At 61.0% G+C, this 25,387-nt stretch carries 30 protein-coding genes; 13 read left to right on the top strand and 17 right to left on the bottom strand.

The window, feature by feature from the left end; genetic code table 11:
- Positions 1-122: 122 nt before the first annotated feature.
- From hemA to L6D74_RS26320, 6 genes are all read left to right on the top strand, one after another.
- Positions 123-1,409: a glutamyl-tRNA reductase gene (hemA, locus tag L6D74_RS26345; RefSeq protein ID WP_039766341.1), complete on the top strand. Its 1,287-nt coding sequence runs from the start codon at positions 123-125 to the stop codon at positions 1,407-1,409.
- Positions 1,406-2,488: a peptide chain release factor 1 gene (gene prfA / locus L6D74_RS26340; RefSeq protein WP_007951714.1), complete on the top strand. Its 1,083-nt coding sequence runs from the start codon at positions 1,406-1,408 to the stop codon at positions 2,486-2,488. Before hemA ends, prfA begins: the two co-directional genes overlap by 4 nt.
- Positions 2,489-3,319, top strand: coding sequence for a peptide chain release factor N(5)-glutamine methyltransferase (gene prmC / locus L6D74_RS26335; RefSeq protein WP_236191048.1), 831 nt, complete (start codon positions 2,489-2,491; stop codon positions 3,317-3,319).
- Positions 3,313-4,068, top strand: coding sequence for a molybdopterin-synthase adenylyltransferase MoeB (locus L6D74_RS26330; protein WP_007951711.1), 756 nt, complete (start codon positions 3,313-3,315; stop codon positions 4,066-4,068). Before prmC ends, L6D74_RS26330 begins: the two co-directional genes overlap by 7 nt.
- Positions 4,061-4,852 (top strand): glutamate racemase, encoded by a 792-nt coding sequence (gene murI / locus L6D74_RS26325; protein WP_236191047.1) that lies wholly within the window; start codon positions 4,061-4,063, stop codon positions 4,850-4,852. The genes L6D74_RS26330 and murI overlap by 8 nt, the downstream gene beginning before the upstream one ends.
- 112 nt (positions 4,853-4,964) lie before the next feature.
- Complete coding sequence (locus tag L6D74_RS26320) at positions 4,965-5,483, top strand: acyloxyacyl hydrolase (RefSeq protein ID WP_039766327.1); 519 nt, start codon at positions 4,965-4,967, stop codon at positions 5,481-5,483.
- 54 nt (positions 5,484-5,537) lie between these two features.
- On the opposite strand, the gene L6D74_RS26315 is transcribed toward L6D74_RS26320, so the two are convergent.
- The 12 genes from L6D74_RS26315 to L6D74_RS26260 form a co-directional block, all read right to left on the bottom strand.
- Positions 5,538-5,843, bottom strand: coding sequence for a YkgJ family cysteine cluster protein (locus tag L6D74_RS26315; RefSeq protein ID WP_007951707.1), 306 nt, complete (start codon positions 5,841-5,843; stop codon positions 5,538-5,540).
- 52 nt (positions 5,844-5,895) lie between these two features.
- On the bottom strand, positions 5,896-6,387 hold the full coding sequence (locus L6D74_RS26310; protein WP_085613397.1) for a DUF2878 domain-containing protein: 492 nt from the start codon (positions 6,385-6,387) through the stop codon (positions 5,896-5,898).
- Positions 6,380-7,651, bottom strand: coding sequence for an SAM-dependent methyltransferase (locus tag L6D74_RS26305; protein ID WP_236191046.1), 1,272 nt, complete (start codon positions 7,649-7,651; stop codon positions 6,380-6,382). Before L6D74_RS26305 ends, L6D74_RS26310 begins: the two co-directional genes overlap by 8 nt.
- A complete protein-coding gene (locus tag L6D74_RS26300; RefSeq protein WP_236191045.1) occupies positions 7,638-8,453 on the bottom strand; it encodes a DUF1365 domain-containing protein in 816 nt (271 codons plus the stop codon). The genes L6D74_RS26305 and L6D74_RS26300 overlap by 14 nt, the downstream gene beginning before the upstream one ends.
- On the bottom strand, positions 8,450-9,697 hold the full coding sequence (locus L6D74_RS26295; protein ID WP_236191044.1) for an NAD(P)/FAD-dependent oxidoreductase: 1,248 nt from the start codon (positions 9,695-9,697) through the stop codon (positions 8,450-8,452). The genes L6D74_RS26300 and L6D74_RS26295 overlap by 4 nt, the downstream gene beginning before the upstream one ends.
- Positions 9,694-10,476, bottom strand: coding sequence for an SDR family NAD(P)-dependent oxidoreductase (locus L6D74_RS26290; RefSeq protein ID WP_085613393.1), 783 nt, complete (start codon positions 10,474-10,476; stop codon positions 9,694-9,696). The genes L6D74_RS26295 and L6D74_RS26290 overlap by 4 nt, the downstream gene beginning before the upstream one ends.
- A complete protein-coding gene (locus L6D74_RS26285; protein WP_085649216.1) occupies positions 10,473-10,895 on the bottom strand; it encodes a nuclear transport factor 2 family protein in 423 nt (140 codons plus the stop codon). Before L6D74_RS26285 ends, L6D74_RS26290 begins: the two co-directional genes overlap by 4 nt.
- Complete coding sequence (phrB, locus tag L6D74_RS26280) at positions 10,888-12,333, bottom strand: deoxyribodipyrimidine photo-lyase (RefSeq protein ID WP_221398086.1); 1,446 nt, start codon at positions 12,331-12,333, stop codon at positions 10,888-10,890. The genes L6D74_RS26285 and phrB overlap by 8 nt, the downstream gene beginning before the upstream one ends.
- 20 nt (positions 12,334-12,353) lie before the next feature.
- On the bottom strand, positions 12,354-13,295 hold the full coding sequence (locus L6D74_RS26275; RefSeq protein WP_236191043.1) for a MerR family transcriptional regulator: 942 nt from the start codon (positions 13,293-13,295) through the stop codon (positions 12,354-12,356).
- Positions 13,295-14,257, bottom strand: coding sequence for a YbgA family protein (locus tag L6D74_RS26270; protein WP_064599366.1), 963 nt, complete (start codon positions 14,255-14,257; stop codon positions 13,295-13,297). The genes L6D74_RS26275 and L6D74_RS26270 overlap by 1 nt, the downstream gene beginning before the upstream one ends.
- 112 nt (positions 14,258-14,369) lie before the next feature.
- Positions 14,370-14,585, bottom strand: a complete 216-nt coding sequence (locus L6D74_RS26265) for a TIGR02450 family Trp-rich protein (protein WP_039766311.1) — start codon at positions 14,583-14,585, stop codon at positions 14,370-14,372.
- Positions 14,582-15,568: an NAD(P)/FAD-dependent oxidoreductase gene (locus tag L6D74_RS26260; protein WP_039766309.1), complete on the bottom strand. Its 987-nt coding sequence runs from the start codon at positions 15,566-15,568 to the stop codon at positions 14,582-14,584. Before L6D74_RS26260 ends, L6D74_RS26265 begins: the two co-directional genes overlap by 4 nt.
- 197 nt (positions 15,569-15,765) lie before the next feature.
- Here L6D74_RS26260 and L6D74_RS26255 point away from each other — a divergent pair, with 197 nt between their 5' ends.
- Both L6D74_RS26255 and hemH read left to right on the top strand, forming a co-directional pair.
- Positions 15,766-16,668 carry a TIGR01777 family oxidoreductase gene (locus tag L6D74_RS26255; protein WP_064599364.1) on the top strand — a complete coding sequence of 301 codons (903 nt, stop codon included), beginning with the start codon at positions 15,766-15,768 and terminating at the stop codon, positions 16,666-16,668.
- Positions 16,669-16,681: 13 nt separating this feature from the next.
- Positions 16,682-17,707 carry a ferrochelatase gene (hemH, locus tag L6D74_RS26250; RefSeq protein ID WP_085649214.1) on the top strand — a complete coding sequence of 342 codons (1,026 nt, stop codon included), beginning with the start codon at positions 16,682-16,684 and terminating at the stop codon, positions 17,705-17,707.
- Between the two features lie 96 nt (positions 17,708-17,803).
- Here hemH and L6D74_RS26245 read toward each other — a convergent pair whose 3' ends face one another.
- Both L6D74_RS26245 and upp read right to left on the bottom strand, forming a co-directional pair.
- Positions 17,804-19,078, bottom strand: coding sequence for a uracil-xanthine permease family protein (locus tag L6D74_RS26245; protein ID WP_039766305.1), 1,275 nt, complete (start codon positions 19,076-19,078; stop codon positions 17,804-17,806).
- A 2-nt stretch (positions 19,079-19,080) separates the two neighbouring features.
- A complete protein-coding gene (gene upp, locus L6D74_RS26240) occupies positions 19,081-19,719 on the bottom strand; it encodes a uracil phosphoribosyltransferase (RefSeq protein ID WP_007951682.1) in 639 nt (212 codons plus the stop codon).
- A 165-nt stretch (positions 19,720-19,884) separates the two neighbouring features.
- Between upp and L6D74_RS26235 the strand changes: the two genes are divergently transcribed.
- The 3 genes from L6D74_RS26235 to L6D74_RS26225 all read left to right on the top strand — a co-directional run bounded on the left by L6D74_RS26235 (position 19,885) and on the right by L6D74_RS26225 (position 21,360).
- Complete coding sequence (locus L6D74_RS26235; RefSeq protein ID WP_007951681.1) at positions 19,885-20,442, top strand: hypoxanthine-guanine phosphoribosyltransferase; 558 nt, start codon at positions 19,885-19,887, stop codon at positions 20,440-20,442.
- Positions 20,443-20,529: 87 nt separating this feature from the next.
- A complete protein-coding gene (locus L6D74_RS26230; RefSeq protein ID WP_236191042.1) occupies positions 20,530-21,009 on the top strand; it encodes a hypothetical protein in 480 nt (159 codons plus the stop codon).
- Positions 21,010-21,072: 63 nt separating this feature from the next.
- Positions 21,073-21,360: a PA4642 family protein gene (locus L6D74_RS26225; RefSeq protein ID WP_064599356.1), complete on the top strand. Its 288-nt coding sequence runs from the start codon at positions 21,073-21,075 to the stop codon at positions 21,358-21,360.
- Between the two features lie 74 nt (positions 21,361-21,434).
- On the opposite strand, the gene mqo is transcribed toward L6D74_RS26225, so the two are convergent.
- Positions 21,435-22,943 (bottom strand): malate dehydrogenase (quinone), encoded by a 1,509-nt coding sequence (mqo, locus tag L6D74_RS26220; protein ID WP_236191041.1) that lies wholly within the window; start codon positions 22,941-22,943, stop codon positions 21,435-21,437.
- Positions 22,944-23,643: 700 nt separating this feature from the next.
- Positions 23,644-23,877 carry a hypothetical protein gene (locus L6D74_RS26215; protein WP_039766297.1) on the bottom strand — a complete coding sequence of 78 codons (234 nt, stop codon included), beginning with the start codon at positions 23,875-23,877 and terminating at the stop codon, positions 23,644-23,646.
- A gap of 190 nt (positions 23,878-24,067) precedes the next feature.
- Between L6D74_RS26215 and L6D74_RS26210 the strand changes: the two genes are divergently transcribed.
- On the top strand, positions 24,068-24,652 hold the full coding sequence (locus L6D74_RS26210) for a YajG family lipoprotein (RefSeq protein ID WP_007951676.1): 585 nt from the start codon (positions 24,068-24,070) through the stop codon (positions 24,650-24,652).
- 56 nt (positions 24,653-24,708) lie between these two features.
- On the opposite strand, the gene L6D74_RS26205 is transcribed toward L6D74_RS26210, so the two are convergent.
- Positions 24,709-24,915 carry a hypothetical protein gene (locus L6D74_RS26205; RefSeq protein ID WP_085613384.1) on the bottom strand — a complete coding sequence of 69 codons (207 nt, stop codon included), beginning with the start codon at positions 24,913-24,915 and terminating at the stop codon, positions 24,709-24,711.
- Positions 24,916-25,108: 193 nt separating this feature from the next.
- On the opposite strand from L6D74_RS26205, the gene L6D74_RS26200 reads away from it, so the two are divergent.
- Positions 25,109-25,387, top strand: coding sequence for a hypothetical protein (locus L6D74_RS26200; RefSeq protein ID WP_039766296.1), 279 nt, complete (start codon positions 25,109-25,111; stop codon positions 25,385-25,387).

Raw genomic sequence — 25,387 nt, 5'->3', positions numbered from 1 at the left:
TAACCGAGTCTCGATTGTGGCCATTATAGGGGCCGGCAATTGGGACAATAGTCAGCGGTAGTTGTTCTGAATCTGACGAAGTAGGACAATTGCCGGCTTCACGTCACCATCAGCGACCTTGAATGGCCTTCCTTGCACTCGGTATCAACCACAAGACTGCTTCAGTAGACGTCCGCGAGCGCGTGGCCTTTACCCCTGAGCAGCTGGTGGAGGCCTTGCAGCAGCTCTGCCGACTCACCGACAGCCGCGAAGCTGCGATCCTCTCCACCTGCAATCGCAGTGAGCTGTATATAGAACAGGATCACGTGTCGGCGGACATCGTGTTGCGCTGGCTGGCCGAATACCATCAATTGAGCCTCGAAGAGCTGCGCGCGAGTGCTTATGTGCATGAAGACGATGCGGCCGTTCGTCACATGATGCGCGTCGCCTCCGGGCTCGACTCGCTGGTGCTGGGCGAACCGCAGATTCTCGGCCAGATGAAATCGGCCTACGCCGTGGCCCGGGAGGCCGGCACCATCGGGCCGCTGCTCGGGCGACTGTTCCAGGCGACCTTCAATGCCGCCAAGCAGGTGCGCACCGACACTGCCATCGGTGAAAACCCGGTGTCCGTGGCGTTTGCCGCCGTCAGCCTGGCCAAACAGATTTTCAGCGACCTGCAACGCAGCCAGGCCCTGCTGATCGGTGCCGGCGAGACCATCACCCTGGTCGCCCGTCATCTGCACGAGCTGGGGGTCAAGCGCATCGTGGTCGCCAACCGGACCCTGGAGCGCGCCAGCCTGCTGGCCGAACAGTTCGGTGCCCACGCGGTGTTGCTGTCGGACATCCCGGCTGAACTGGTGCGCAGCGATATCGTTATCAGCTCCACCGCCAGTCAGTTGCCGATCCTTGGTAAAGGTGCGGTGGAAAGTGCGCTGAAGCTGCGCAAGCATAAGCCGATCTTCATGGTCGACATCGCCGTTCCCCGCGACATCGAGCCGGAAGTCGGCGAACTCGACGACGTTTACCTCTATAGCGTCGACGATCTGCACGAAGTAGTCGCCGAAAACCTCAAGAGCCGTCAGGGTGCAGCGCAGGCGGCCGAAGAGATGGTTTCGGTCGGCGCCGACGATTTCATGGTGCGCCTGCGCGAGCTGGCGGCGGTCGACGTGCTCAAGGCCTATCGTCAACAGAGTGAACGCCTGCGCGACGAAGAACTGCAAAAGGCCCTGCGCCTGCTGGCCAACGGCGGCAACGCCGAAGACGTCCTCGGGCAATTGGCCCGCGGCCTGACCAACAAACTCCTGCACGCCCCGAGCGTGCAGTTGAAAAAGCTTTCTGCCGAAGGCCGCCTCGATGCGCTGGCCATGGCTCAGGAACTCTTTGCCCTCGAGGGCTCACCGGATAGCTTTTCGGATAAAAAACCGCAATGAAAGCGTCACTGCTCAATAAGCTGGACATTCTCCAGGACCGTTTCGAGGAACTGACCGCGCTGCTCGGCGACGGCGAAGTCATTTCCGACCAGACCAAATTCCGCGCCTATTCCAAGGAATACGCCGAACTTGAGCCGGTGGTGCAAGGCTATAAAAAGCTGCTCGGCGTACAAAGCGATCTTGAAGGCGCGCAGGCGCTGCTCAAGGACAGCGACCCGGACATGCGTGAAATGGCCGTGGAAGAAGTCCGCGAAGCCAAGGAGTTGCTGATCACGCTGGAGTCCGACCTGCAACGCATGTTGCTGCCCAAGGATCCCAACGACGGGCGCAACGTGTTCCTCGAAATCCGCGCCGGCACCGGTGGCGACGAGGCGGCGATCTTCTCCGGCGACCTGTTCCGCATGTACTCGCGTTACGCCGAACGCCGTGGCTGGCGGGTGGAGATCCTCTCGGAAAACGAAGGCGAACATGGCGGCTATAAAGAAGTCATCGCCCGCATCGAAGGCGACAACGTTTACGGCAAGCTGAAATTCGAATCCGGCGCGCACCGCGTACAGCGTGTACCCGCCACCGAATCCCAGGGCCGTATCCACACCTCGGCCTGCACTGTGGCGGTGTTGCCCGAGCCGGACGAGCGTGAAGCCATCGAGATCAACCCGGCGGATTTGCGCGTCGACACTTACCGCTCCTCCGGGGCCGGTGGTCAGCACGTCAACACCACCGATTCGGCGATCCGCATCACCCACATACCGACCGGCACCGTTGTCGAGTGCCAGGAAGAACGTTCCCAGCACAAGAACCGTGCCCGGGCGATGGCCTGGCTGGCGGCCAAGCTCAACGACCAGCAGACCGCTGCGGCGGCCAACGCCATCGCCAGCGAACGTAAATTACTGGTGGGTTCCGGTGACCGCTCCGAGCGCATCCGCACCTACAATTTTGCCCAGGGCCGGGTCACCGACCATCGCGTCAACCTGACCCTGTATTCCCTCGACGAAATCCTCGCCGGCGGCGTCGAAGCGGTGATCGAGCCGTTGCTGGCCGAATACCAGGCTGACCAGCTCGCAGCGATAGGTGAGTAAATGACCATCATCGCCAGCCTGTTGCGCGCCGCCGAATTGCCGGATTCGCCCAGCGCGCGTCTGGACGCCGAATTGCTTCTGGCCGCCGCGCTGGGCAAGTCGCGCAGTTTTCTCCACACCTGGCCCGAGCGCATCGTGCCCAGCGAAGCCGCACTGGTCTTCGCCGAGTACCTGCAACGCCGCCGCAGCGGCGAGCCGGTGGCCTACATTCTGGGCCAGCAGGGTTTCTGGAAGCTCGATCTGGAAGTCGCACCGCACACGCTGATCCCGCGTCCGGACACCGAACTGCTGGTGGAAGCTGCACTGGAATTGCTGCCCGCGACCCCGGCCAAAGTGCTTGACCTCGGCACCGGCAGCGGGGCGATTGCCTTGGCTCTGGCCAGCGAGCGCCCGGCGTGGAAGGTCACCGCCGTGGATCGCGTGCTGGAAGCCGTGGCCCTGGCCGAACGCAATCGCCAGCGTCTGCACCTGAATAACGCAACGGTGCTGAGCAGTCACTGGTTCAGCGCCCTTGAAGGCAAGCGTTTCGAGTTGATCATCAGCAACCCGCCGTACATCCCCGCCGCCGATCCGCATCTGGTGGAAGGCGATGTGCGCTTCGAGCCGGAAAGCGCATTGGTGGCCGGCATCGACGGGCTCGACGATCTGCGGCTGATCATCGCCCAGGCGCCGGCCCATCTCGAGGCCGGTGGCTGGCTGATGCTCGAACACGGCTATGATCAAGCCGAAGCCGTACGCGATCTGCTGCTGACGCAAGGTTTCGACGAAGTCCACAGCCGCACCGATCTGGGCGGCCATCAACGGATCAGCCTGGGGCGCCTGCCGTGCTGAATGATCAGGAATTGTTGCGCTACAGTCGGCAGATCCTGCTGCAACACATCGACATCGATGGCCAGTTGAAGCTCAAGGACAGCCGGGTATTGATCGTCGGCCTCGGCGGTCTCGGCGCGCCGGTGGCCTTGTATCTGGCGGCGGCGGGTGTCGGTGAGTTGCACCTGGCGGATTTCGACACGGTCGACCTGACCAACCTGCAACGCCAGATCATCCACGACACCGACAGCGTCGGCATGACCAAGGTCGACTCGGCGCTCAAGCGCCTGAGCGCGATCAATCCTGAAATCAAACTGGTGCCTCATCGTCAGGCGCTGGACGAGGATTCTCTCGCTGCAGCCGTGGCGGCGGTGGATCTGGTGCTCGACTGCTCGGACAACTTCTCCACTCGCGAAGCGGTCAATGCCGCATGTGTGGCGGCGCGCAAGCCATTGGTCAGCGGCGCGGCGATTCGCCTTGAAGGACAGCTTTCGGTGTTCGACCCTCGTCGCGCCGAGAGCCCGTGCTACCACTGCCTGTACGGTCACGGCAGCGAAGCCGAACTGACTTGCAGCGAAGCCGGCGTGGTCGGGCCGCTGGTCGGTCTGGTCGGCAGTCTGCAAGCGCTGGAAGCCTTGAAGTTGCTGGCGGGTTTTGGCGAACCACTGGTGGGCCGTCTGCTGTTGATCGATGCGCTGGGTTCGCGCTTCCGTGAGCTGCGGGTCAAGCGCGATCCCGGTTGCAGCGTTTGTGGTTCGCAACATGCGTGAAGCGCCGATCGCCGTATTCGACTCCGGCGTCGGTGGCGTGTCGGTGCTGGCGGAAATCCAGCACCTGCTGCCGAATGAATCGCTGCTGTATCTCGGCGATTGCGGCCATATTCCCTATGGTGAGAAAACCCCGGAATTCATCCGCCAGCGTTGTAGCGTGATGGCCGGTTTTTTCCGCGAGCAGGGCGCCAAGGCGCTGGTGATCGCGTGCAATACCGCGACCGTGGCCGGCGTTGCCGATCTGCGCCGGGACTTTCCCGAGTGGCCGATTGTCGGGATGGAGCCCGCGGTCAAACCGGCCGCCGCGGCCACCCGCAGCGGCGTGGTCGGCGTACTCGCCACCACCGGCACCTTGCAGAGCGCCAAGTTCGCCGCATTGCTCGACCGCTTCGCCACGGATGTGCGGGTCATCACTCAGCCGTGCCCCGGACTGGTCGAGCGCATTGAAAACGGCGATCTGCACAGCCCCGAGTTGCGTGCATTGCTCAAGCACTATGTTGACCCGCTACTGGCCAACGGCTGCGACACGATCATTCTGGGCTGCACCCATTACCCGTTTCTCAAGCCGATGCTCAAGTCGATGATCCCCGAGAGCATCAGCCTGATCGATACGGGCGCGGCGGTAGCGCGGCAACTGCAGCGGCTGCTGGCCGAGCGTGATCTGCTCGCCGAAGGTCCGAACCGGCCGGTCAGATTCTGGACCAGCGCCGATCCCGCGTCTTTACGCAAGACCCTGGTCCTGCTGGACCAAGTCGTTGGCGACGTTAAAAGATTCACTTTGTAAAAAAAATGTGAAATATCTAAAAAGTCAGCTGAACTTCTGACCAAGCGCAGATTTCTATAGCGCAGAGTGACCTAGAAAACCAAACGATCGTTCCGGAAAAGGAAGTTTCAAAGTGAAGCGACTATTCTGCTTGGCCGCGATTGCGGCTGCACTGATGGGGCAAAGTTTTACCGCACAGGCTGCTGGCGTCGAGTTTGCAGTGGGTGCTACCAGCGATTCGACGATGACTTATCGCCTGGGCATGAATTTCGACTGGGACAAGAGCTGGCTGCAAAGTGACGTCGGTCGTCTGACCGGTTACTGGAGCGGGGCTTACACTTATTGGGAAGGCGACAAGACGTCGAGCAACAACAGCCTGTCGTTCTCGCCGGTATTTGTTTACGAGTTTGCCGGTCAGTCGGTCAAACCGTATGTCGAGGCGGGGATCGGCGTGGCGCTGTTCTCCAACACCGAATACGAAGACAACAAGCTCGGCGGTTCTTTCCAGTTCGAAGACCGTATCGGTTTCGGCCTGCGCTTCAATGGCGGGCATGAAGTCGGGATCCGTGCGACGCACTATTCCAACGCCGGTCTGAGCAGCGACAACGATGGGGTCGAAAGCTACGCACTGCATTACACGATGCCGCTATAAGCCCCCAGAAAGTCAGCCCCGTAAAAAAGGAGCGCCTAGCGCTCCTTTTTTTATTCAGCGATACGCCGTGGCAATTCCCTGGCGTTCGTCGATGCATTCCGGAGCGCCCATTTCGAATTCGCGGCAGATCAGCGGGCGCTTCTCGTAAATCGTGCACATCATCGTGTCGCGATCCAGCGCCGCGCACCAGCCGTCGTCCAGACGCAGCATCACCTCGCCACCCCAATCGTCGGTATCGATAAAGCGCTCGGGGACGCCAGTGTCGGTGATCAGCATCACCTCAAGCTGACAGCAGCAGGCTGCACAGGTCGAACAGGTGACCTCAGGCTCGGCAATTTGCCGATGGGGAATGGTTTTCATGGCGCCAGTGTACGGCAGTGACCGATGAGCGTGTGAAAGGCCTGACAGGCGTTTAGCGCGCCAGCCGTCGGGACAATTGGTGCAGCAGCGGAAACAGCAACGCCCACAGCAGTGCGATGCCGATCAGGGTCGGTAACTCACCGAAAGGAAATTGCACACCGGCCAGTCGTCCGCCGGCGCCATAGGACAGCGCGCCACCTGCCGCGCCGAGCAGACTGGCCAGCCACCACGGCCTCGCGCTCCATTGCAGACAATGACGCAACGTCGTGGCGAACAACGCCCACAGCAACATCAGCCATAGCGGAATCAGCGGCGACAGATCCTTGAACTCGAAAACCCCGAGACCGCGCAACACGCTGTCCACCGCCGTGCCGATAATCACCACGCTGAGGATCAATCGGCCTTCATGCGCCCAATTGCTGATCCAGCGCAGATGAATCACCAGCACCGCCAGCGCCAGCAGCAACCACAAACTGTTACCGCCGAGCACGCAGGCCAGCCAGCCGATCTGGAACAGCACCGCGTTGGCCAACCGTTCAAGCATCGAACCGGCCCAGCAAAGGCGCCGTCATCGCCGCCGGTTTGGCCAGCACCAGTTGTGCGGTGCCGATGGTGCGCTCGAGGAATCCACCCTCGCAGTAACACAGGTAGAACTCCCACAACCTGAGGAAGTAATCGTCATAGCCCAGTTCGCTCAGACGGCCGTGCGCATGGCGAAAGTTCTCGTGCCACAGACGGAGGGTGCGGGCGTAATGCAGGCCGAAATCTTCCATGTGCAACAGGTTCATGTCGGTGTCGCGGCCGACGATTTCGAGCATTTTCTGCACGCAGGGCAGGGCGCCGCCGGGGAAAATGTAGCGCTGGATGAAGTCCACGCCACGGCGCGCCTGTTCGTAGCGCTGTTCGCGGATGGTGATTGCTTGCAACAGCATCAGGCCGTTGTTCTTGAGCAGGTGCGCGCACTGTTTGAAGTAGGTCGGCAGGAAGCGGTGGCCGACCGCCTCGATCATTTCGATCGACACCAGTTTGTCGTACTGGCCGGTGAGGTCGCGGTAGTCCTTGAGCAGCAGCGTCACTTGATCCTGCAAACCGAGGCGTTCGATGCGGGCCGCGGTGAAGGCGAACTGCTCCTTCGACAGCGTGGTGGTGGTGACTTTGCAGCCGTAGTGCTGCGCCGCGTAGAGCGCCATGCTGCCCCAGCCGGTGCCGATTTCCAGAAGGTGGTCACCGGGTTTGAGCGCGAGTTTCTGGCAGATCCGCTCCAGTTTGTTCAGTTGCGCCTGCTCCAGGCTGTCGTCGGGGCTGAGAAACTGCGCGGCGGAATACATCATGGTCGGATCGAGAAACTGCTCGAACAAGTCATTGCCGAGGTCATAGTGGGCGGCGATGTTTTTCTGCGAGCCCTTGCGCGTATTGCGGTTGAGCCAGTGCAGCCCGCGCACCAGCGGGCGACCGAGCCGGGCCAGGCCACCTTCCATGGCGTCGAGCACTTCAAGGTTGCTGACGAACACACGCACTACGGCCGTCAGATCCGGCGAGCGCCAGTAGCCATGAATAAAGGCCTCACCGGCACCGATCGAACCATTGCCGGCGACCAGCCCCCAGACGGCGGGATCCAGCACCTGAATTTCCCCCACCAGCGTGCTGCCCGGCGTACCAAAGACGTGGCGTTCGCCGTCCTCGATCACGATTAGTTGACCCTGCTTGAGCTGCTCGAGCTTGCGCAGCACTCCCCGGCGCAGCAGCGATCCGCTCAGGCCGTGGGGGCTGAGCAGGCTGGCTTTGGCCGAGACGCTAGTGGATTTCATGGTGGCGTTCCTCGGTCGGTACGGTGGCGGTTCGAAAGCGGTCGTCGGCACGCTGGTGGTCATACACCGGGGTGCGCTTGAGCAACAGGCGCAGCGCCTGCCAATAAATCGCCAGCGCGGTCTTGGCGGTCATCCAGGGGAAGCGCCACAGGTGCCGGTGCAAGTGGCGCCGATCAAGGGGGACGCGTCGCAGATCGAGGGTGGCGTCGAACAGTTTTTGCTCGCCTTGCCAGTCGGCCATGTGCACACCCAGGACCTGCGCGGCAGGGCTGAAGCTCATGCGGTATTCCAGGTCCGGCGGCAGGAATGGCGAGACATGAAACGCCTTGGCCACGGCAAAGTGCTGGTGAAAGTCCTGCAGATTGCTGGGCGCTCTGGCCGGCAACACGTAGTGAAAACGCTCGCGCCACGGAGTGTTGCGGACTTCGCAGAGAATCGCCGCCAGTTGGCCGTCGGCCTCGTGGCAATAGAAAAAACTCACCGGGTTGAACGACAGGCCCCAGCTGCGCGGCTGGGTCAGCAGGCAGATCGAACCTTGCGGCGCATGGCCCAGGGCTTCGCCGACCAACTGGCGCACCGCATCGCTCAGGCGTATACCCCGGCCGGTGAAGGTTTTCAGGTAGTCGGTTTCGCGGAATGAAAACGGCGCAAAGCGGCTGGCACCGGCCAGCCGGGATAGACCCAGCACCGCCTCCTGCTCAGCCAGATCGAGATACAGCATGCCGATCCGGTAACGGAATTCATGACGGCGCGGAGCAAATCGCCGATGGGCGATCCAGCCACTGTAGAGCGCGCTGTTCACAGGCTTTCTCCGAAGGCTGCGGCCACGCGCAGGGCGCTGACCACGCCGTCCTCATGAAAACCGTTGGCCCAATAGGCGCCGCAATAATGCGTGTGTTGCGCGCCGTCGATTTCAGCCCAGCGCTGCTGTGCCGCCACGGCCGCGAGGCTGAATTGCGGGTGGGCATAGGTGAAGCGCGCCAGCACCTTGGACGGCGTGATGCCAGCGCTCTGGTTAAGGCTGACGCAGAACGTGGTGTCGCTCTGGAGGCCTTGCAGAATGTTCATGTCGTAGGTCACGGCTGCCCGGGTATGACCCGCTCCGCCGAGGCGATAATTCCAGCTGGCCCAGGCCCGTTTGCGTGTGGGCAGCAGACGGGTGTCGGTGTGCAGCACCACTTCGTTGTCGGCGTAGGGCAGGGCGCCGAGGATTTCCCGTTCTTTATCGTCAGGACTTCCCAGCAGTCGCAACGCCTGATCGCTGTGACAGGCCAGCACCACTTTGTCGAAACGTTCGATGCCGGCCGGGCTGTGGATAACCACGCCGTGCGCATCGCGATCGATCCGGCTCACCGGGCAGTTCAGGCGGATCCGTTCCTTGAACGACGCGGTCAGCGGCGCGATGTAAGCACTTGAGCCACCCTCGATCACCTGCCACTGCGGCCGGTTGCTGATCGACAGCAACCCGTGATTCTCGAAAAAACGCACGAAGAACTGCAACGGAAAATTAAGCATCTCGGCCATCGGCATCGACCAGATCGCCGCGCCCATCGGCACGATGTAATGCAGGATGAAACGCTCGCCGTACCCGCCGGCCTTGAGGTAATCGTCCAGGGTGGTGTCGACGCTGATCCGCTGTTCGGCGAGGTCGCGCCGAGCCTCTTTGTTGAACCGCAGGATGTCGCGCAGCATGCCCCAGAACCCGGGGGACAGCAGATTGCTGCGTTGGGCGAACAAGCTGTTCAGGTTGTTGCCGTTGTATTCCAGGCCAGAGTCCGGATCGTTGACCGAAAAGCTCATCTCGGTGGGTTTGAACGTCACACCCAGTTGGCCAAGCAAACGAATGAAGTTCGGATACGTCCAGTCGTTGAACACGATGAAGCCGGTGTCCACCGAATACTCGCGCCCGTCCACGGTGACCGGCACCGTGTGGGTATGGCCGCCGACCCGGGCGTCGGCTTCGAACACGGTGATTTCGTGTCGGCGTGCGAGCAGGTACGCGCAGGTCAAACCGGCGATGCCGCTGCCGACGATGGCGATTTTCATGTTGCATCCCTGAGCGGCGGGTTGCTGCGCACCATGCGTTTGCCAATCGCCAGTTGTACGCGGGCGGGCATTTTCGACAAGGGCCACAGGGCTGCCATGAACAGTGCGGGGAAGGCGATCTCCAGCGGCCGATCCTTCAGCTTGGCGAAGATATGCCGCGCGGCTTTGTCCGCAGGCCAGCTGAGTGGCATCGGAAAATCATTTTTGGCGGTCAGCGGTGTATCGACGAATCCTGGGCTGATTACCGTGACTTCAATACCTTCGTCCGCCAGGTCGATGCGCAGGGATTCGAACAGATAACGCAGCCCGGCCTTCGATGCGCCATAGGCTTCGGCGCGTGGCAGCGGCACATAGGTCACCGAGCTGGCCATCCCCACCAGATGCGGTGCCGTACCTTTGCGCAGCAAGGGCAGGGCGGCTTCGATGCAATAGCTGCTGGCGAGCAGGTTGGTACGCACCACGTGCTCGATGATCGAGGCGTCGAACTGGTGAGCGTCGACGTATTCGCAGGTCCCGGCATTGAGGATGACGGTATCCAGCGAGCCCCAGTCCGCGGCTATCTGTTCGCCAATTTCGCGTACGGTCTGGCTGTTGGTCAGATCGCCGGGCAACACCAGAACCTGTCCCGGATACCGTTGTGACAGAACCTTGAGCGGCGCGACCTGGCGGGAACTGACCGCCAGCTGTGCACCGCTTTTGAGAATGTCTTCCGCGAGTGCTGCGCCGATGCCACTGCTGGCACCGGTCAACCAGTAACGACGTGGAGCTGTACGACTCATCCCAATCTCCTTTTCAGCCAGGCGATCACCCGGCCCAATACAGGTAAATGTTCATAAAGCAGCGCTCCGGCATCGAAGTAATCCCGGTGGCGGTAAACCTTGTCGCGCCAGAGCAGATGCGAGCAGCCGGCGACGCGGATCAGTTGCCCACCGCTCAGACGCGGGTGGCGGTAGCTCATGACCCAACGCAAATAGCCTTCGCCTTCGCCGATCTGGTCGAAGCCGTGGAAATCGAAGCGCAGTTCGTTGACGTTGGCGTACAACTCGCTGAAGTAACCGCGCAGGTTCGTCAGCCCCTGCACTTCGTGCAGCGGATCGGTGAAATGAATGTCCTCGCTGTACAGTCCGTCCAGGGTGCGCAAGTTGTCTTTGTTCAACTGTGCGAACCGCTGGGCGAAACCGCGCAGGAATTCACTCATCGCTCACTCCTTGAGACGCGCGCGACGGCAGGTTCTTGAACGCTGCCAGCGCCCGCTCCCGTGATGCATTCAGATTAACGATCGGCGCCGGATAGTCGGCGACGCCGAACAACCCGCCAGCACTGGCCGGGTTGTGCACTTCTTTCTTGTTCAGCCCGGCCAGCTCCGGCAGCCAGTGCTTGATGAACAGGCCTTCGCTGTCGAATTTTTCCGACTGGCTGAGTGGGTTGAAGATGCGGAAATACGGCGCCGAATCGGTGCCGGTCGAGGAACTCCACTGCCAGCCGCCGTTGTTGGCGGCCAGATCGCCGTCGATCAGGTGGCGCATGAAGAAACGCTCGCCTTCGCGCCAGTCGATCAACAGGTTCTTGGTCAGAAACATCGCCACTACCATCCGCAGGCGGTTGTGCATCCAGCCGGTTTCCAGCAGTTGGCGCATGGCTGCATCGATGATCGGCAAGCCGGTGCGCGCCTCTTGCCAGGCGGCCAGATCCTCCGGGGCGTCGCGCCAGGCCAGGGCTTCGGTTTCCGGACGGAATGCGCGATGCCGTGAAACCCGCGGATAACCGACGAGGATGTGTTTGTAGAATTCACGCCACAGCAGTTCGTTGATCCAGGTGACGGCGCCGACCTTGCCGCTTTCGAACTCGCCCTGATTGCTTTGCAGGGCAGCGTGCAGGCATTGGCGCGGCGAGATCACACCGGCGGCCAGATAGGCCGAGAGCTGACTGGTGCCGGGTTTGGCCGGGAAGTCGCGTTCGCTCTTGTAGTAATCGATCTGTGCATCGGCGAACGTGTCGAGGCGGCGCCGGGCCTCGGTTTCACCGGCGGGCCACAAGGCGCGCAGGGAGTCGCCGGGTGTCGGGAACCCTTCGATGGTTGTTGGAACGGGGTCACTGTCGATGTTCAACGCCGATTGTTTGCCCGGGGCCTGTTTCAGCGAAGGCATCGAGCGGTGCAAGCGTTCGTAGCAGACCTTGCGGAACTGGCTGAACACCTGAAAGTAAGTGCCGGTCCGGGTCAGCACACTGCCGGGCTTGAACAGCAATTGGTCGAGGTAACTGTGGAAGGTGATGCCTGCCGCTTGCAACGCTTCGGCAACTGCCTCGTCGCGACGGCTTTCGTTGATGCCGTATTCTTCGTTGACGTGCACCGCCTCGATCTTCAGTTGCCGACACAGTTCGAGCAGCACGGCGGGTGCCTGATCCCAGCGAGGCGCGGTGCGGATCAGGAGCGGGATGTTCAGGTCGCCAAGGCTTTTGCTCAATTCACGCAGATTGCGCAGCCAGAAATCGATCTTGCACGGCGCGTCGTCATGTTCCTGCCATTGCTCGGGGCTCAACAGGTACACGGCGACGGTCGGGCCGCGTTCGGCGGCGGCCGCGAGGGCGGTGTTGTCATGTTGGCGCAAGTCGCTGCGCAGCCAGATCAATTGCATGTCGGTCTCTGTCGGAATCATTAAATCAACCCACGCTCAATGAGTGCCCGATGTGCCGAAAGAGGGTCTTCGGCCAGGAACAGATCAGCGAGTTCGGAAGTCTTTGCGGACAACTCGGCGTGGTGAATACACACCGTTGGTCCGACAATCAGTTTCGGGCAGCTGACACCGTTGAACAGTTTCGGTAGCTGCGCCAGATTCAGGGCTTTGCTGGAATACAGCAGTACGCCACGGGCTTGCAGGGTATCGGTTGCCAACGCCAGTTCGCCGGCCGGCAGCGGCCAATCGAATACCTGCACCGGGCAATCGGCGCTGCTGATCAGCCAGGCGCAGAGCCACAGATGCGGCTCCAGTGGCAGGTCCGACTGGTTAATCAGCAGCAGCGGCGCGGTGCGCAACTGACGATTGTTATGGTAGATGCGTGCGCCGAATTTGCTGCGCAACCAGGCATAAAAGAACACCCGCTCCATCTGCGCGCCGAACTGGCCCTGCCAGCGCTGTTCAAGATCGCTTAGTAGCGGCAGCAGCAATTGCTCGCACAGAGTGCGTGGCGGATACAGCGCCATCGCCTGGTTGATGCCGTCGTCGAGGCTGCGCTCGTTCAGGTGGGTGACCGCCATCAGGGCGGCCTGGCGCAGTGGATGCCATTCGTCCTGCGCCGGTTCGTTGAACGTCTGCGCGGTGTCGAGCAGCGGTTTGACCTGGCTGACCGCTACGCCACGGTTGAGCCAGGTAAGGATGTTCTGGATACGTTGCACATGCTCGGCGTTGTACAAGCGATGACCCTTGGGCGTGCGCTGCGGAACGATCAGCCCATAGCGCCGTTCCCAGGCGCGCAGGGTGACGGCGTTCACGCCGGTCTGACGGGCGACTTCGCGGATCGGCAGCCAGCCCTCGTCGAGGGCTTTCTTGAAGTCGGCGCCGAGGTCTTCCCGGGCGCTGGTGTCGAGTGAGTCATTCATCAAATGGCGTTTCGCAGGCTGAGGTTTTCCGGATGCGGTTGCAGGTAAACCTGCTGCGCAATGTAGGGATCCGGGTGGAGGCGAAAGTGATGCTTGAGCAGGGTCAACGGCACCACCAGCGGTACGATGCCGTGCCGGTACTGGCCGATGATGTGCTGCACTTCCTGTTTGTCTTCGGGGCTGATCGCCTGTTTCAGGTAGCCACTGATGTGCTGCAGGACGTTGCTGTGGGTACGGCGGGTGGCGCATTTTTTCAGTGCCGCCATCAGTTCGCTGAAATAGCGCGGGCCCAGCTCGGCCGGGTCGGTCTGGCCCATGTTGCCCAGCAGATTGCCCAGCGCCTTGTATTGCACCGGGTTGTGCGCCATCAGCAGGTATTTGTAGCGCGAGTGGAATTCGGTGAGCACGCGACGGCTCAGGCCCTGCTTGAGTACTTGCTGCCAGTCGCGGTAGGCGAGCACGCGGGTGATGAAGTTCTCCCGCAGCACAGGATCGTTGAGGCGCCCGGCTTCTTCCACCGGCAGATCCGGATGCTGTGCACAGAACGCCTCGGCGTAAATGCCACGCCCACCACCATTCACCGGTGCGCCGTTGGCGTGGTAGACCTTGACTCGCTCAAGTCCGCAGGACGGCGATTGCTGCATGAAGATGTAGCCGCAGATGTCATTGAGTTCCCCCGCCATTTTCTCGCCGTAGGCGGCCAATGGCTGGGTGACGTTGATCGACGGATTGACGGTGCCGACTGCATCAGGCTTTTGCGGATCGCCCACCAGACGAATCGGCTCGCGGGGAATCCCCAGACCAATCGCTACTTCAGGACAGACGGGAACGAATTCGAAATGCTCGGCCAGGGTGCGGCTGCACAGCCGCGATTCCTTGTGCCCGCCGTTGTAGCGCACTTCGGCGCCCATCAGGCAGGCGCTGATGGCGATTTTCGGTAGGGACGTCGATGAGTCGGACATGCAGCAACCTCGAATCTGAACCTGTACAGACAACTAGATTTGTACACCATGCTTTCAGCATAGATTTATGGGTGTACAAGTCAAACTGTTTGTATAAGTTTTTTTGAGGTTTTTAGCGCCAGCCCATTTTCCAGCGTGAATCATCCTGCAGGGCATGCCAGTCGCATTGCTCGGTACGCCGGGTCAGCACCGCCTGCAGTTCGATTTCCAGCACCGTGCCGTCCTCGTCGCGGAACAGTTCGGTCACCAGAAAATGCTTTTCACGGTTTTGCGGGTGAGCTGCTGTCCATTTCGACAGCAGCAATTTGCGCGGGTTGATGCGATTCACTGCAGGTGTTCGTGCAAGCGTCTTGCCGCCTCCTGGCCACTGAGCCATGCCCCTTCGACCCGACCCGACAGGCACCAGTCGCCACAGGCATACAGGCCCAGATCGGCGTCGGCCAGGGTGCCCCATTCATGACTGCTGGCCGGCCGGGCATAGAGCCAGCGGTGGGCGAGGCTGAAGGTCGGGGCCGGCATGGCGCTGTGCAACAACTCGGCGAAGGCACCGTGCAATTGTTCGATCACCGCTTCCTTGGGCAGATCGATGTGCTGCCGGCTCCAGGCACTGGTGGCGTGCAGGACCCAGGTGTCGCACGTGGTGTCGCGTCCCGGTTTGCTGCGGTTGCGGGCCAGCCAGTCGAGGGCGCTGTCCTGGACGAAGCAGCCTTCGATTGGCGTATCCAGCGGTGTATCGAAGGCGAGGGCGACGGCCCAGGTCGGGTCCATTTTCACGCCGGCGGCGGCACCGGCGAGTTTCGGTGCGGAGGCCAGCAGGGCAGTAGCCTGAGGCGCCGGTGTGGCGACCACCACGTGGCTGAACGGCCCGTGGGTGAAACCTTCGGCATCTTGCAGGTGCCAGTGTTCTTCGCCGCGATAGACCTCGGTGATCCGGCAGGCGAAATGCACTTCCAGGCCATCGAGCAGGCCCCGGGTGATGGCGCTCATGCGCGGCGTGCCGACCCAGCGGGTCTGTTCGTCCGGCGACAGGTTCAACTGCCCGCCATGAAAGGTGTAGAGCTGCGGTGCCCATTCGGCGACCCAGCCTTTGCTTTGCCAGCGCTGGACTTCGGTCACGAAGCGCCGATCACGGGCAGTGAAGTATTGCGCACCCATGTCCAGCGAACCGGCATCGCTGCGCTTGCTCGACATGCGCCCGCCGCTGCCGCGACTTTTATCGAACAACTGAACGGTATGCCCGGCATCTGTCAGCGCCTGGGCGGCGGAGAGTCCGGCGATGCCGGTGCCAATGATTGCGATAGGTACAGTCATAGGGGCCTCGTTTACCTTTCTGTACAGACTACGCCGTGGATGAAACCTGTACAATTATGTTTTTTGGTATAACTTCCAGCGTTCTTGTTCTGACAGCTTGGCCTATGGTTAAACAATAGAGCCTGCCCGATAGAAAAGATCCCTGTTTATAAAAATAGACTAGTGATCGGGGTAAAACGCCACGCGAGGAAGAAGTCATGCACATATTGCTGACCGGCGGTACTGGATTGATCGGACGTCAGCTTTGCCGGCATTGGTCCACACAGGGGCATCGCCTGACGGTCTGGAGTCGTCGTCCGGAAAAAGTCGCGAAAATCTGTGGCGCCCAGGTGCGTGGCATTGCGCGTCTGGAGGACCTTGGCGACGAACCGGTCGACGTGATCGTCAACCTGGCCGGCGCGCCGATCGCCGACCGGCCGTGGACCCATCGGCGCAAGGCGTTGTTGTGGAGCAGTCGGATTACGCTGACCGAAGCGTTGCTGGCGTGGCTGGAACATCGCGGGCAGAAACCGTCGCTGCTGATCTCGGGCTCGGCCGTGGGTTGGTACGGTGACGGCGGCGAGCGCGAGTTGACCGAGGACTCGCCACCGGTGATTGACGATTTCGCCAGTCAGTTATGCATCGCCTGGGAGGAAACCGCGCAACGCGCCGAAGCGATGGACATTCGCGTGGTGCTGGTGCGCACCGGGCTGGTGCTGTCGGCCGAGGGCGGCTTTTTGTCGCGCCTGCTGCTGCCGTTCAAGCTCGGGCTGGGCGGGCCTTTGGGCAACGGTCGGCAGTGGATGCCGTGGATTCATATCGATGACCAAATCGCCCTGATTGATTTTCTTCTGCACCGCGATCAGGCGAGCGGTCCTTATAATGCGTGCGCGCCGAAACCTGTGCGCAATCGCGAATTCGCCAAGACCCTGGGCAGCGTGTTGCACCGCCCGGCGTTCATGCCGATGCCGGCCCTCGCCTTGAAGGTCGGGCTCGGCGAGATGTCATTGCTGTTGCTGGGTGGCCAACGGGCCACGCCCAAACGCTTGCTGGAAGCGGGATTCACTTTCCGGTTCACGGATTTACGCGCGGCCCTGGACGATCTTTCCAGCCGCCTCTGAAATAGGACGTTGCATGACCGATCACGCCTTGCTTCTGGTCAACCTGGGTTCGCCGGCCTCCACTTCGGTGGCCGACGTGCGCCGCTATCTCAATCAATTCCTGATGGATCCTTACGTGATCGACCTGCCGTGGCCGGTGCGGCGTCTGCTGGTGTCGCTGATTCTGATCAAGCGCCCGGAGCAGTCGGCCCATGCCTACGCCTCGATCTGGTGGGACGAAGGGTCGCCGCTGGTGGTACTCAGTCGTCGTCTGCAACAGCAGATGAAGGCGCAGTGGACCCACGGCCCGGTGGAGCTGGCCATGCGTTACGGTGAGCCGTCCATCGAGACAAATCTGCTGAAACTGGTCGCGGCGGGACACAAACGCATCACCCTCGCGCCGCTTTATCCACAGTTTGCCGACAGCACCACGACCACCGTGATCGAAGAAGCCAAGCGGGTGGTGCGCGAGAAAAAACTCGATGTGCAACTGTCGGTGTTGCAGCCGTTCTACGATCAGCCGGAATATCTCGACGCCCTGGTGGCCAGCGCCAAACCGCATTTGCAGCAGGATTACGATCACCTGTTGCTGAGCTTCCATGGTTTGCCTGAGCGGCACCTGACCAAGCTCGACCCGACCGGCAATCATTGCTTCAAGAATGAAGATTGCTGCAAGAACGCCTCGGCTGCCGTATTGGCCACCTGTTATCGCGCCCAATGTCTGCGCACAGCGGCGTTGTTCGCTGAGCGCATGGGGCTGCCGGACGGCAAGTGGTCGGTGTCGTTTCAGTCGCGGCTGGGCCGGGCGAAATGGATCGAGCCCTACACCGAAGCGCGGCTGGATGAGCTGGCCAAAAGCGGCGTGAAGAAGATTCTGGTGATGTGCCCGGCGTTTGTTGCCGATTGCATCGAGACCCTGGAAGAGATCGGCGATCGCGGCAAGGAACAGTTCTGCGAAGCGGGGGGAGAGGAGCTGGTGCTGGTGCCGTGCCTGAATGATGACCCGCAATGGGCGAAGGCGTTGGCAACACTTTGTGAACGGGCGCCACTGGCCCTCTAGTAAGAGCCAAAAGCTTCGCGAGCAAGCCCGCTCATTTCAATGTGGGAGCGGGCTTGCTCGCGAAGGCTGACTGTCAGGCGATGAAGATCTAAAAGTTTAGATCAGCGGCTCATCCGCCTTTTTCTGCTTCCAGCCGTCATTGCCCGGCAGCAGCAGGTTCAGCGCAATCGCCACCACCGCGCACAGCGCGATGCCTTTGAGGCCGAAGTCGTCCGGACCTGTGCCGGTGCCGACCAGCACACCGCCGATACCGAACACCAGGGTTACCGAAACGATCACCAGATTGCGCGCTTCGCCCAGGTCGATCTTGTGACGGATCAGGGTGTTCATCCCCACTGCCGCGATCGAACCGAACAGCAGACACAGAATCCCGCCCATCACCGGCACCGGAATGCTTTGCAGCAGGGCGCCGAACTTGCCGATGAACGCCAGGCTGATGGCGAAGATCGCCGCCCAGGTCATGATTTTCGGGTTGTAGTTCTTGGTCAACATCACTGCGCCGGTGACTTCCGCGTAGGTCGTGTTGGGCGGGCCGCCGAACAGGCCGGCTGCAGTGGTGGCGATCCCGTCACCGAGCAGGGTGCGATGCAGGCCCGGCTTCTTCAGGTAGTCGCGACCCGTCACGCTGCCGACGGCAATCACGCCGCCGATGTGTTCGATGGCCGGGGCCAAAGCTACCGGGACGATGAACAGGATTGCCTGCCAGTTGAACTCCGGTGCGGTGAAGGCCGGCAGGGCGAACCACGGTGCCGCGGCAATTTTTGCCGTGTCGACCACGCCGAAGTAGAAGGACAGGGCAAAACCCACCAGCACGCCGGAAATGATCGGCACCAGACGGAAAATGCCCTTGCCGAACACCGCCACGATCAACGTGGTCAGCAGCGCCGGCATCGAGATCATCATGGCGGTCTGGTAATGGATCAGTTCCGAACCGTCGCCGGCCTTGCCCATCGCCATGTTCGCGGCAATCGGCGCCATGGCCAGACCGATGGAAATGATCACAGGGCCGATCACCACCGGCGGCAGCAAACGGTCAATGAACCCGGTGCCCTTGATCTTCACGGCCAGGCCGAGGAAGGTGTAGACGAAACCGGCCGCCATCACGCCGCCCATGGTCGCGGCGAGGCCGAACTGGCCCTTGGCGAGAATGATCGGGGTAATGAAGGCGAAGCTCGACGCCAGGAATACCGGCACCTGACGTCCGGTGACGATCTGGAACAGGATTGTTCCTAAACCCGCGGTAAACAGTGCCACGTTCGGGTCAAGGCCCGTGATCAGTGGCATCAGCACCAGGGCGCCGAAAGCCACGAACAGCATCTGTGCGCCGGACAGCACCGTGCGCCAGAGCGGATCGTTGAACTCTTGCTGCATGCTTACGCGTCCTTCTGCTTGGTGCCGAAGATCTTGTCACCGGCATCGCCAAGCCCAGGAATGATGTAACCGTGCTCGTTGAGTTTCTGATCGATGGACGCGGTGTAGATGATCACGTCCGGGTGAGCTTTCTCGACAGCGGCAATGCCTTCCGGCGCGGCAACCAGCACCATCGCGCGGATGTCCTTGCAACCGGCTTTCTTCAGCAGGTCGATGGTTGCGACCATGGAGCTGCCGGTGGCGAGCATCGGGTCGATGATCATCGCCAGGCGTTCGTCGATTTCCGGAACCAGTTTTTCCAGGTAGGTGTGGGCCTGCAGGGTTTCTTCGTTACGGGCAACGCCCACGGCACTGACTTTTGCGCCCGGGATCAGGCTCAACACGCCTTCGAGCATGCCGATGCCGGCACGCAGGATCGGCACGACGGTAATTTTCTTGCCGGCGATTTTCTCGACCGACACAGTGCCGCACCAACCTTCGATATCGTAGGTTTCCAGCGGCAGGTCTTTGGTCGCTTCATAGGTCAACAGGGCACCGACTTCCTGCGCGAGTTCGCGGAAATTCTTGGTGCTGATGTCTGCACGGCGCATAAGGCCAAGTTTGTGACGGATCAGCGGATGGCGGATCTCTTGGATGGACATGGGGAAAGGCTCCGGCGGCGGGCAAAAAAACCGGCCTAGATTAATCTATCCGACGGTGATGTCCTATAGGACATACAGTACGTTAGTCCACAAATGCTTGATTCGGCCGTGCGGGATGCGTACCTTTGCTCGCTTTTCCGAAACAGACCCCCCTTGGAGAGCGCCATGTCCGCTGATCTCGAGCATATCCGTCAAATCATGCGAGAGGCTGACTGCCTGTACACCGAAGCTGAAGTCGAGGCTGCCATTGCCCGCGTCGGTGCACAAATCAACGAACAACTGGCCGACAGTAACCCGGTGGTGTTCTGCGTGATGAACGGCGGCCTGATCTTCTCCGGCAAACTGCTGACCCATCTGCAGTTCCCGCTGGAAGCGTCCTACCTGCACGCCACCCGCTATCGCAACGAAACCAGCGGCGGCGACCTGTTCTGGAAAGCCAAGCCGGAAGTCTCGTTCATCGACCGTGATGTGCTGATCATCGACGACATTCTCGACGAAGGGCACACCCTGGGCGCGATCATCGACTTCTGCCGTCACGCCGGCGCGCGCAAAGTGCACACCGCCGTGCTGATCGACAAGGACCACGACCGCAAGGCCCGTCCTGACCTGAAAGCCGATTTCGTCGGTCTGCCGTGCATCGACCGTTACATCTTCGGCTACGGCATGGACTACAAAGGCTACTGGCGCAACGCCAACGGGATCTTCGCCGTCAAAGGCATGTAAGAACCCCTGAAAGATCGCAGCCCCAGGCTGCGATCTTTTGCTTTTAAAGACTGCTAAAGTGCTCGGCCCCGCCCCCCGGAGCCTGTCATGAGCCTCTTGATCCGCAGCTGCGCCGCCCTGTTGCTGACCCTCAGCCTGCCCCTGGCCGCCGCCCCGATGCACAGTCAATCCCTGCCGCCGGACGACCTGACCCTGCGCGATGCGGAACCCGAGCAGCAGCAACTGTTGCAGGTCACCGACTATTCAGTGGTCGTGGGGGCCCAGCGCCAATCCAACCAACAGCCGATCCCGGTGACCTCGCCATTGATGATCCGCCTCAAGGGCAAATCCCTGAACAAGGGCGCGACGATCAATCAGGTGCTGGTCAACTTCGATGGCGAAAGCAAAAGCCTGAAAAAGCCGGTGTACGACGACAAGAGCAAGACTCTCACGCTCTACTACCCGCTGGCCCAGTACCGGGTGGTGATCGATCTGTTGCGCAACGATACGGTCTACGTGCAATTTCTCAGTTACGCCAACGGCCACATCTGGGCCGATTTGCACACCGGCAGTACGCGCTCGCGTTGAGCCTTGTGCCTGCGCAGGGGTAAACTGCCCGCCCCGTGAAATGTCTGCGAGCTGGAGTCGGCAATGCGTAAAGATAAGAAGCAAGTGATTGGTGACGAGATCGGCGATGAGCAGATCAAGCTGTTCCTCGATTTTGAGCCGGTCGACGCCACTTCGCCGTCGCTGCACAAACTGGTCAAGGCCTACCGTGGCCTGCGCATCGACGATTTCGAGCGTTTCCTGACGTTCTTCGTCGAAGCCGGTTATGACGTCGATGGCAAGGACGAGCACGGCAAGACCTTCATCGACCAGATCCGCGATCAACGCAACGCTGCGGAATACATCGAGCTGATCGAGAAAGCCCGCGTCTGATATCCGCGGCTTTCCCAAGGCATAAAAAAACGCCCCGCACTCACTGAGTGCGGGGCGTTTTTTATGTCGCAATATCAAGCGAAGCTTGGGGTCTCGCTGCTTTCTTCCACCAGTTCAAGCGCAATGTTGTTCTGCGTGTTGATCTTGCGATACAGCGCCGCGTCGGTTTCCAGGACCTTTTCACGGGCCGGGAAGATTTCCGCCAGTTTGGCAGCCCATTCACCCTTGGCCTTGGCCGGGAAGCACTTCTCGATCAGTTCCAGCATGATCGAGACGGTCACCGAAGCACCCGGCGAAGCACCGAGCAGGGCGGCGAGGGAGCCGTCCTTCGCGGCCACCAGTTCGGTACCGAACTGCAGGATGCCGCCTTTTTTCGGGTCTTTCTTGATGATCTGCACCCGTTGGCCGGCCACTTCCAGGCGCCAGTCTTCGGCTTTCGCCTCGGGGTAGAAACGGCGCAGGGATTCCAGGCGCTGTTCCATCGATTGCATCACTTCGCTGACCAGGTACTTGGTCAGGTCCATGTTGTTTTTCGCCACGGCCAGCATCGGCCCGATGTTGCCGGCGCGAACCGACAGCGGCAGGTCCATGAAGGAGCCGTGCTTGAGGAACTTGGTGGTGAAACCGGCGTATGGCCCAAACAGCAGGGATTTCTTACCGTCGACCACGCGGGTATCGAGGTGCGGCACGGACATCGGTGGCGAACCCACGGCGGCCTGGCTGTAAACCTTGGCCTGGTGATGCTTGACCACCTCCGGGTTGTCGCAACGCAGCCACTGGCCGCTGATCGGGAAGCCGCCGAAGCCTTTGCTTTCTTCGATGCCCGAAGCCTGCAGCAGCGGCAGGGCCGCGCCACCGGCGCCGAGGAACACGAACTTGGCGTCGACTTCACGGCTGCTGCCGCTGTTGACGTCCTTGATGCTGACGGTCCAGCCATTGCCGTTACGCTTGAGGCCGGTCACGCGCTTGCAGTACTTGACCTGAGCATCGGGGGCGCTGGTCAGGTGCTTGAGCAACTGATTGGTCAGGGCGCCGAAGTTGACGTCGGTGCCGTTGATCACGCGGGTGGCGGCGAGCACCTGGTCTTTTGGACGACCCGGCATCATCAGCGGCATCCACTCGGTCATCTTCGCCTTGTCTTCGGTGTATTCCATGTCGGCGAAGGCGTGGTGCTTGCGCAGCGTATTGAAACGTTCCTTGAGGAACGACACGCCTTTCTCACCCTCGACGTAACTCAGGTGCGGCACCGGGCTGATAAAGGATTTGCACGAGCCGAACGTGCCTTTCTTGGTCAGGTACGACCAGAACTGCTTCGACACCTCGAACTGGGTGTTGATGTGCACGGCCTTTTTGATGTCGACGGTGCCGTCGGCAGCCTGCGGCGTGTAGTTCAGCTCGCACAGGCCGGCGTGGCCGGTACCGGCGTTGTTCCATGGGTTGGAACTCTCCGCGGCACCGGAATCCATCAGCTCGACGACTTCCAGCTTGATCGCCGGGTCGAGTTCCTTGAGCAGTACTGCGAGGGTGGCACTCATGATGCCGGCCCCAACCAGAACTACGTCGACTGCTTCGTTATGCGCCATTTAACGCGTCTCCAAAATCTGCAGCACCAAATTGTCGGCATGGCTGCCAGGCGTCCAGGGCAGGTCAGTTGAGCCCCGGGTATCCTTGGTCAGGTGTGCCATGTCCGAATCTTCGCAATTTTTCGCAACTTCGACGGATGCGTGCGGCCTGGCTTCAAGAGTCCCATGAACTCATTTCGGCACGGGGCTGGCAATTCGACTTATGGTCGAGACATCCGTTTGTGCAACCAAATCCGTAGCGGACAGGCTTCAGGCTCCGGTAGTCGAGGCGTTCCCGTTCCTGTGTCGTTGGGCTGTTTCAGACGCTAATGGTGCATGTTCAGACGCAAAACTATTCATTTGCTCGCCACACTCTTGTGAAGTTGTGAAAACCCGTTTTTTTCACGCTCTTTTGAAGACGTGAACCTCAAAAAGGGCTGTCCGGGGCTGGCACCGTGCCCGGAGGGGCAAACAACTCAGTGGCCGAGCGTCATGACAGCTCTGCAGATTCGCGAAAAGCGGGATTTGCCAGGGAAACAGCAAGCACGCCAGCTTCACTCGATCTGTGTGGGCGGCTCTCTGTGGGCGATTTGGATGCCAATGCAAGCGCATTGACGCTGTTGCGGGGCCCGATCAGGAGACGTCCTTATAATCGGGGGGAGATTGTATCGAAGAAATGCGCGGAGTTGGTCGAGTTTAATGACTTTTATTAGGCATCCGGTCAGATGCTCAACATCGCCTGAGCCCGTGCGCGTGGGCGCTGCTGTTCGACCCGGGCGCTGGCGGGCAGTGGCTGATGCAGCCAGTTGAGACGGATTTCCTCGATTTCCACCCAGCCATCCCCCATCGGTTGCAGGCTGCATTGCTTGAAGGCCTGGCAATGGCCGTTGCGATCGAGCAGGGCGAAGCTGCGGTGCAGTGGGCGTGGGGCGAACAACGAGATCAGATAGCGCATGGCAGTGCTCCTTTTAGGGATCTGTGAGGAAGATTGGCAAAGGGCCGTGACGCGCACGTGTATGGGGGGTGACGAATGTGTGACAGGAACCGCTGGCAGCGGGTTTTGTCAGAGATTTCAGTGCTGGTGACCCACAGTGGCCCACCGCTATACTGCCGGCCTGTCTGTGCCTGATTCTGGAGAGAAGAGCATGTTGCAACGCCTGTTGTTCGGTTTGATCACTGTGACCAGTTTGACCCTGGTTGGCTGCGCCCACAGCCCGCAACAACTGAGCCCGGAACCGAAGCTGACCACTCAGCTGGCACCGGTCGGCCATGGCCAGCCTGTCGTGGTTCGCGTGGTCGACGGTCGTCCGTCGCCAACCCTCGGCACCCGTGGCGGCCTGTACCCGGAAACCAGCGCCATCACCGTGCAGCGCGAGCAGATCCTGCCGAAGCTGCAGGCCCAGGCTGAAGCCGCCGTGCGTCTGCTCGGGTTCACCCCGACCAACAACGCGCCCAATGCACCGCAGTTGACCGTGACTTTGGCCGAACTGAAGTACCAGTCGCCCAAAGAAGGCATGTACGTGACCGAAGCCACCATCGGCGCCACCTTCCGCTCCGACGTGCAGAACGCCAACCGTCGCTACAGCGGCCGTTACGGTGCCTCGCTGGATCAGCGTTTCGGCATGGCGCCGAACCAGGAAACCAACACCAAACTGGTCAGCGATGTGCTGAGCGATGCGCTGACCCGTCTGTTCAAGGATCCGACCGTGGGTCAGGTCCTCGCCGAGTAAGTATTCGGTTGCTGCGAAAAAAGCCCGGGGCCAGTGATGGCTCCGGGCTTTTTTGTTCAGGCGGCTTGTGAATAGAAGTCGAGAACGCTGACGCCGGTCAGCAGGTCGGTCTCGGGCAAGTCTGCATGCTGGTGCCCGCCGAGGGCGCAATACACCAGCCAGTGACGGTCCTGAACATTGAAGGCCAGGCTGCCGACGAGGGCTTGCTGCTCGTCGGATGGAGAGATGAGGTACAGGCGATCCTGGTTTTCAGCGTGAAGCATGTCGCGTTCCGTGTCGGTTTCGAGGCGCGCAGGGTGACTGAAACAAATGACGATGCCGTGACACAGGACAGCCATCGGTCGATTGAGGGGCTATTTGTCGCAAAGGGTAGGGCAGTCGGGGAGGGTTCCGGTAGAATCCGCGCCGCGGTCGTCGGTCTGGCGCTCGCCATACCGGTTTAGATTGAGGTCTGTGATGTCGCTGCACTTGATGACGCTGTTTACCGCCCATCCCGCCAAACTGATCAATCTGCTCGCCCTGCTGTTGGCCTTTCCCGGCAGTTGGCTGCTGCACGCGACCCGTCGCCGTGAACAACGGGCCATGGCCAGTATCGCGGCCCAGCGCCAGAACCAACCCGATCGGGAGCCGGTACTCGATTGGGCGACCCTGCGCATGAACCGCTTCTTCTACCGCTTCGGTTTTGCCTGCCTGGGCCTGGCGCTGCTGGTGTCTTGGATCAGTACCCGCTTTTGA

The organism is Pseudomonas pharyngis (assembly GCF_021602345.1).
GTDB classification, from domain to species: Bacteria; Pseudomonadota; Gammaproteobacteria; order Pseudomonadales; family Pseudomonadaceae; genus Aquipseudomonas; species Aquipseudomonas pharyngis.
This window is presented reverse-complemented; position numbering and strand designations above follow the sequence as displayed.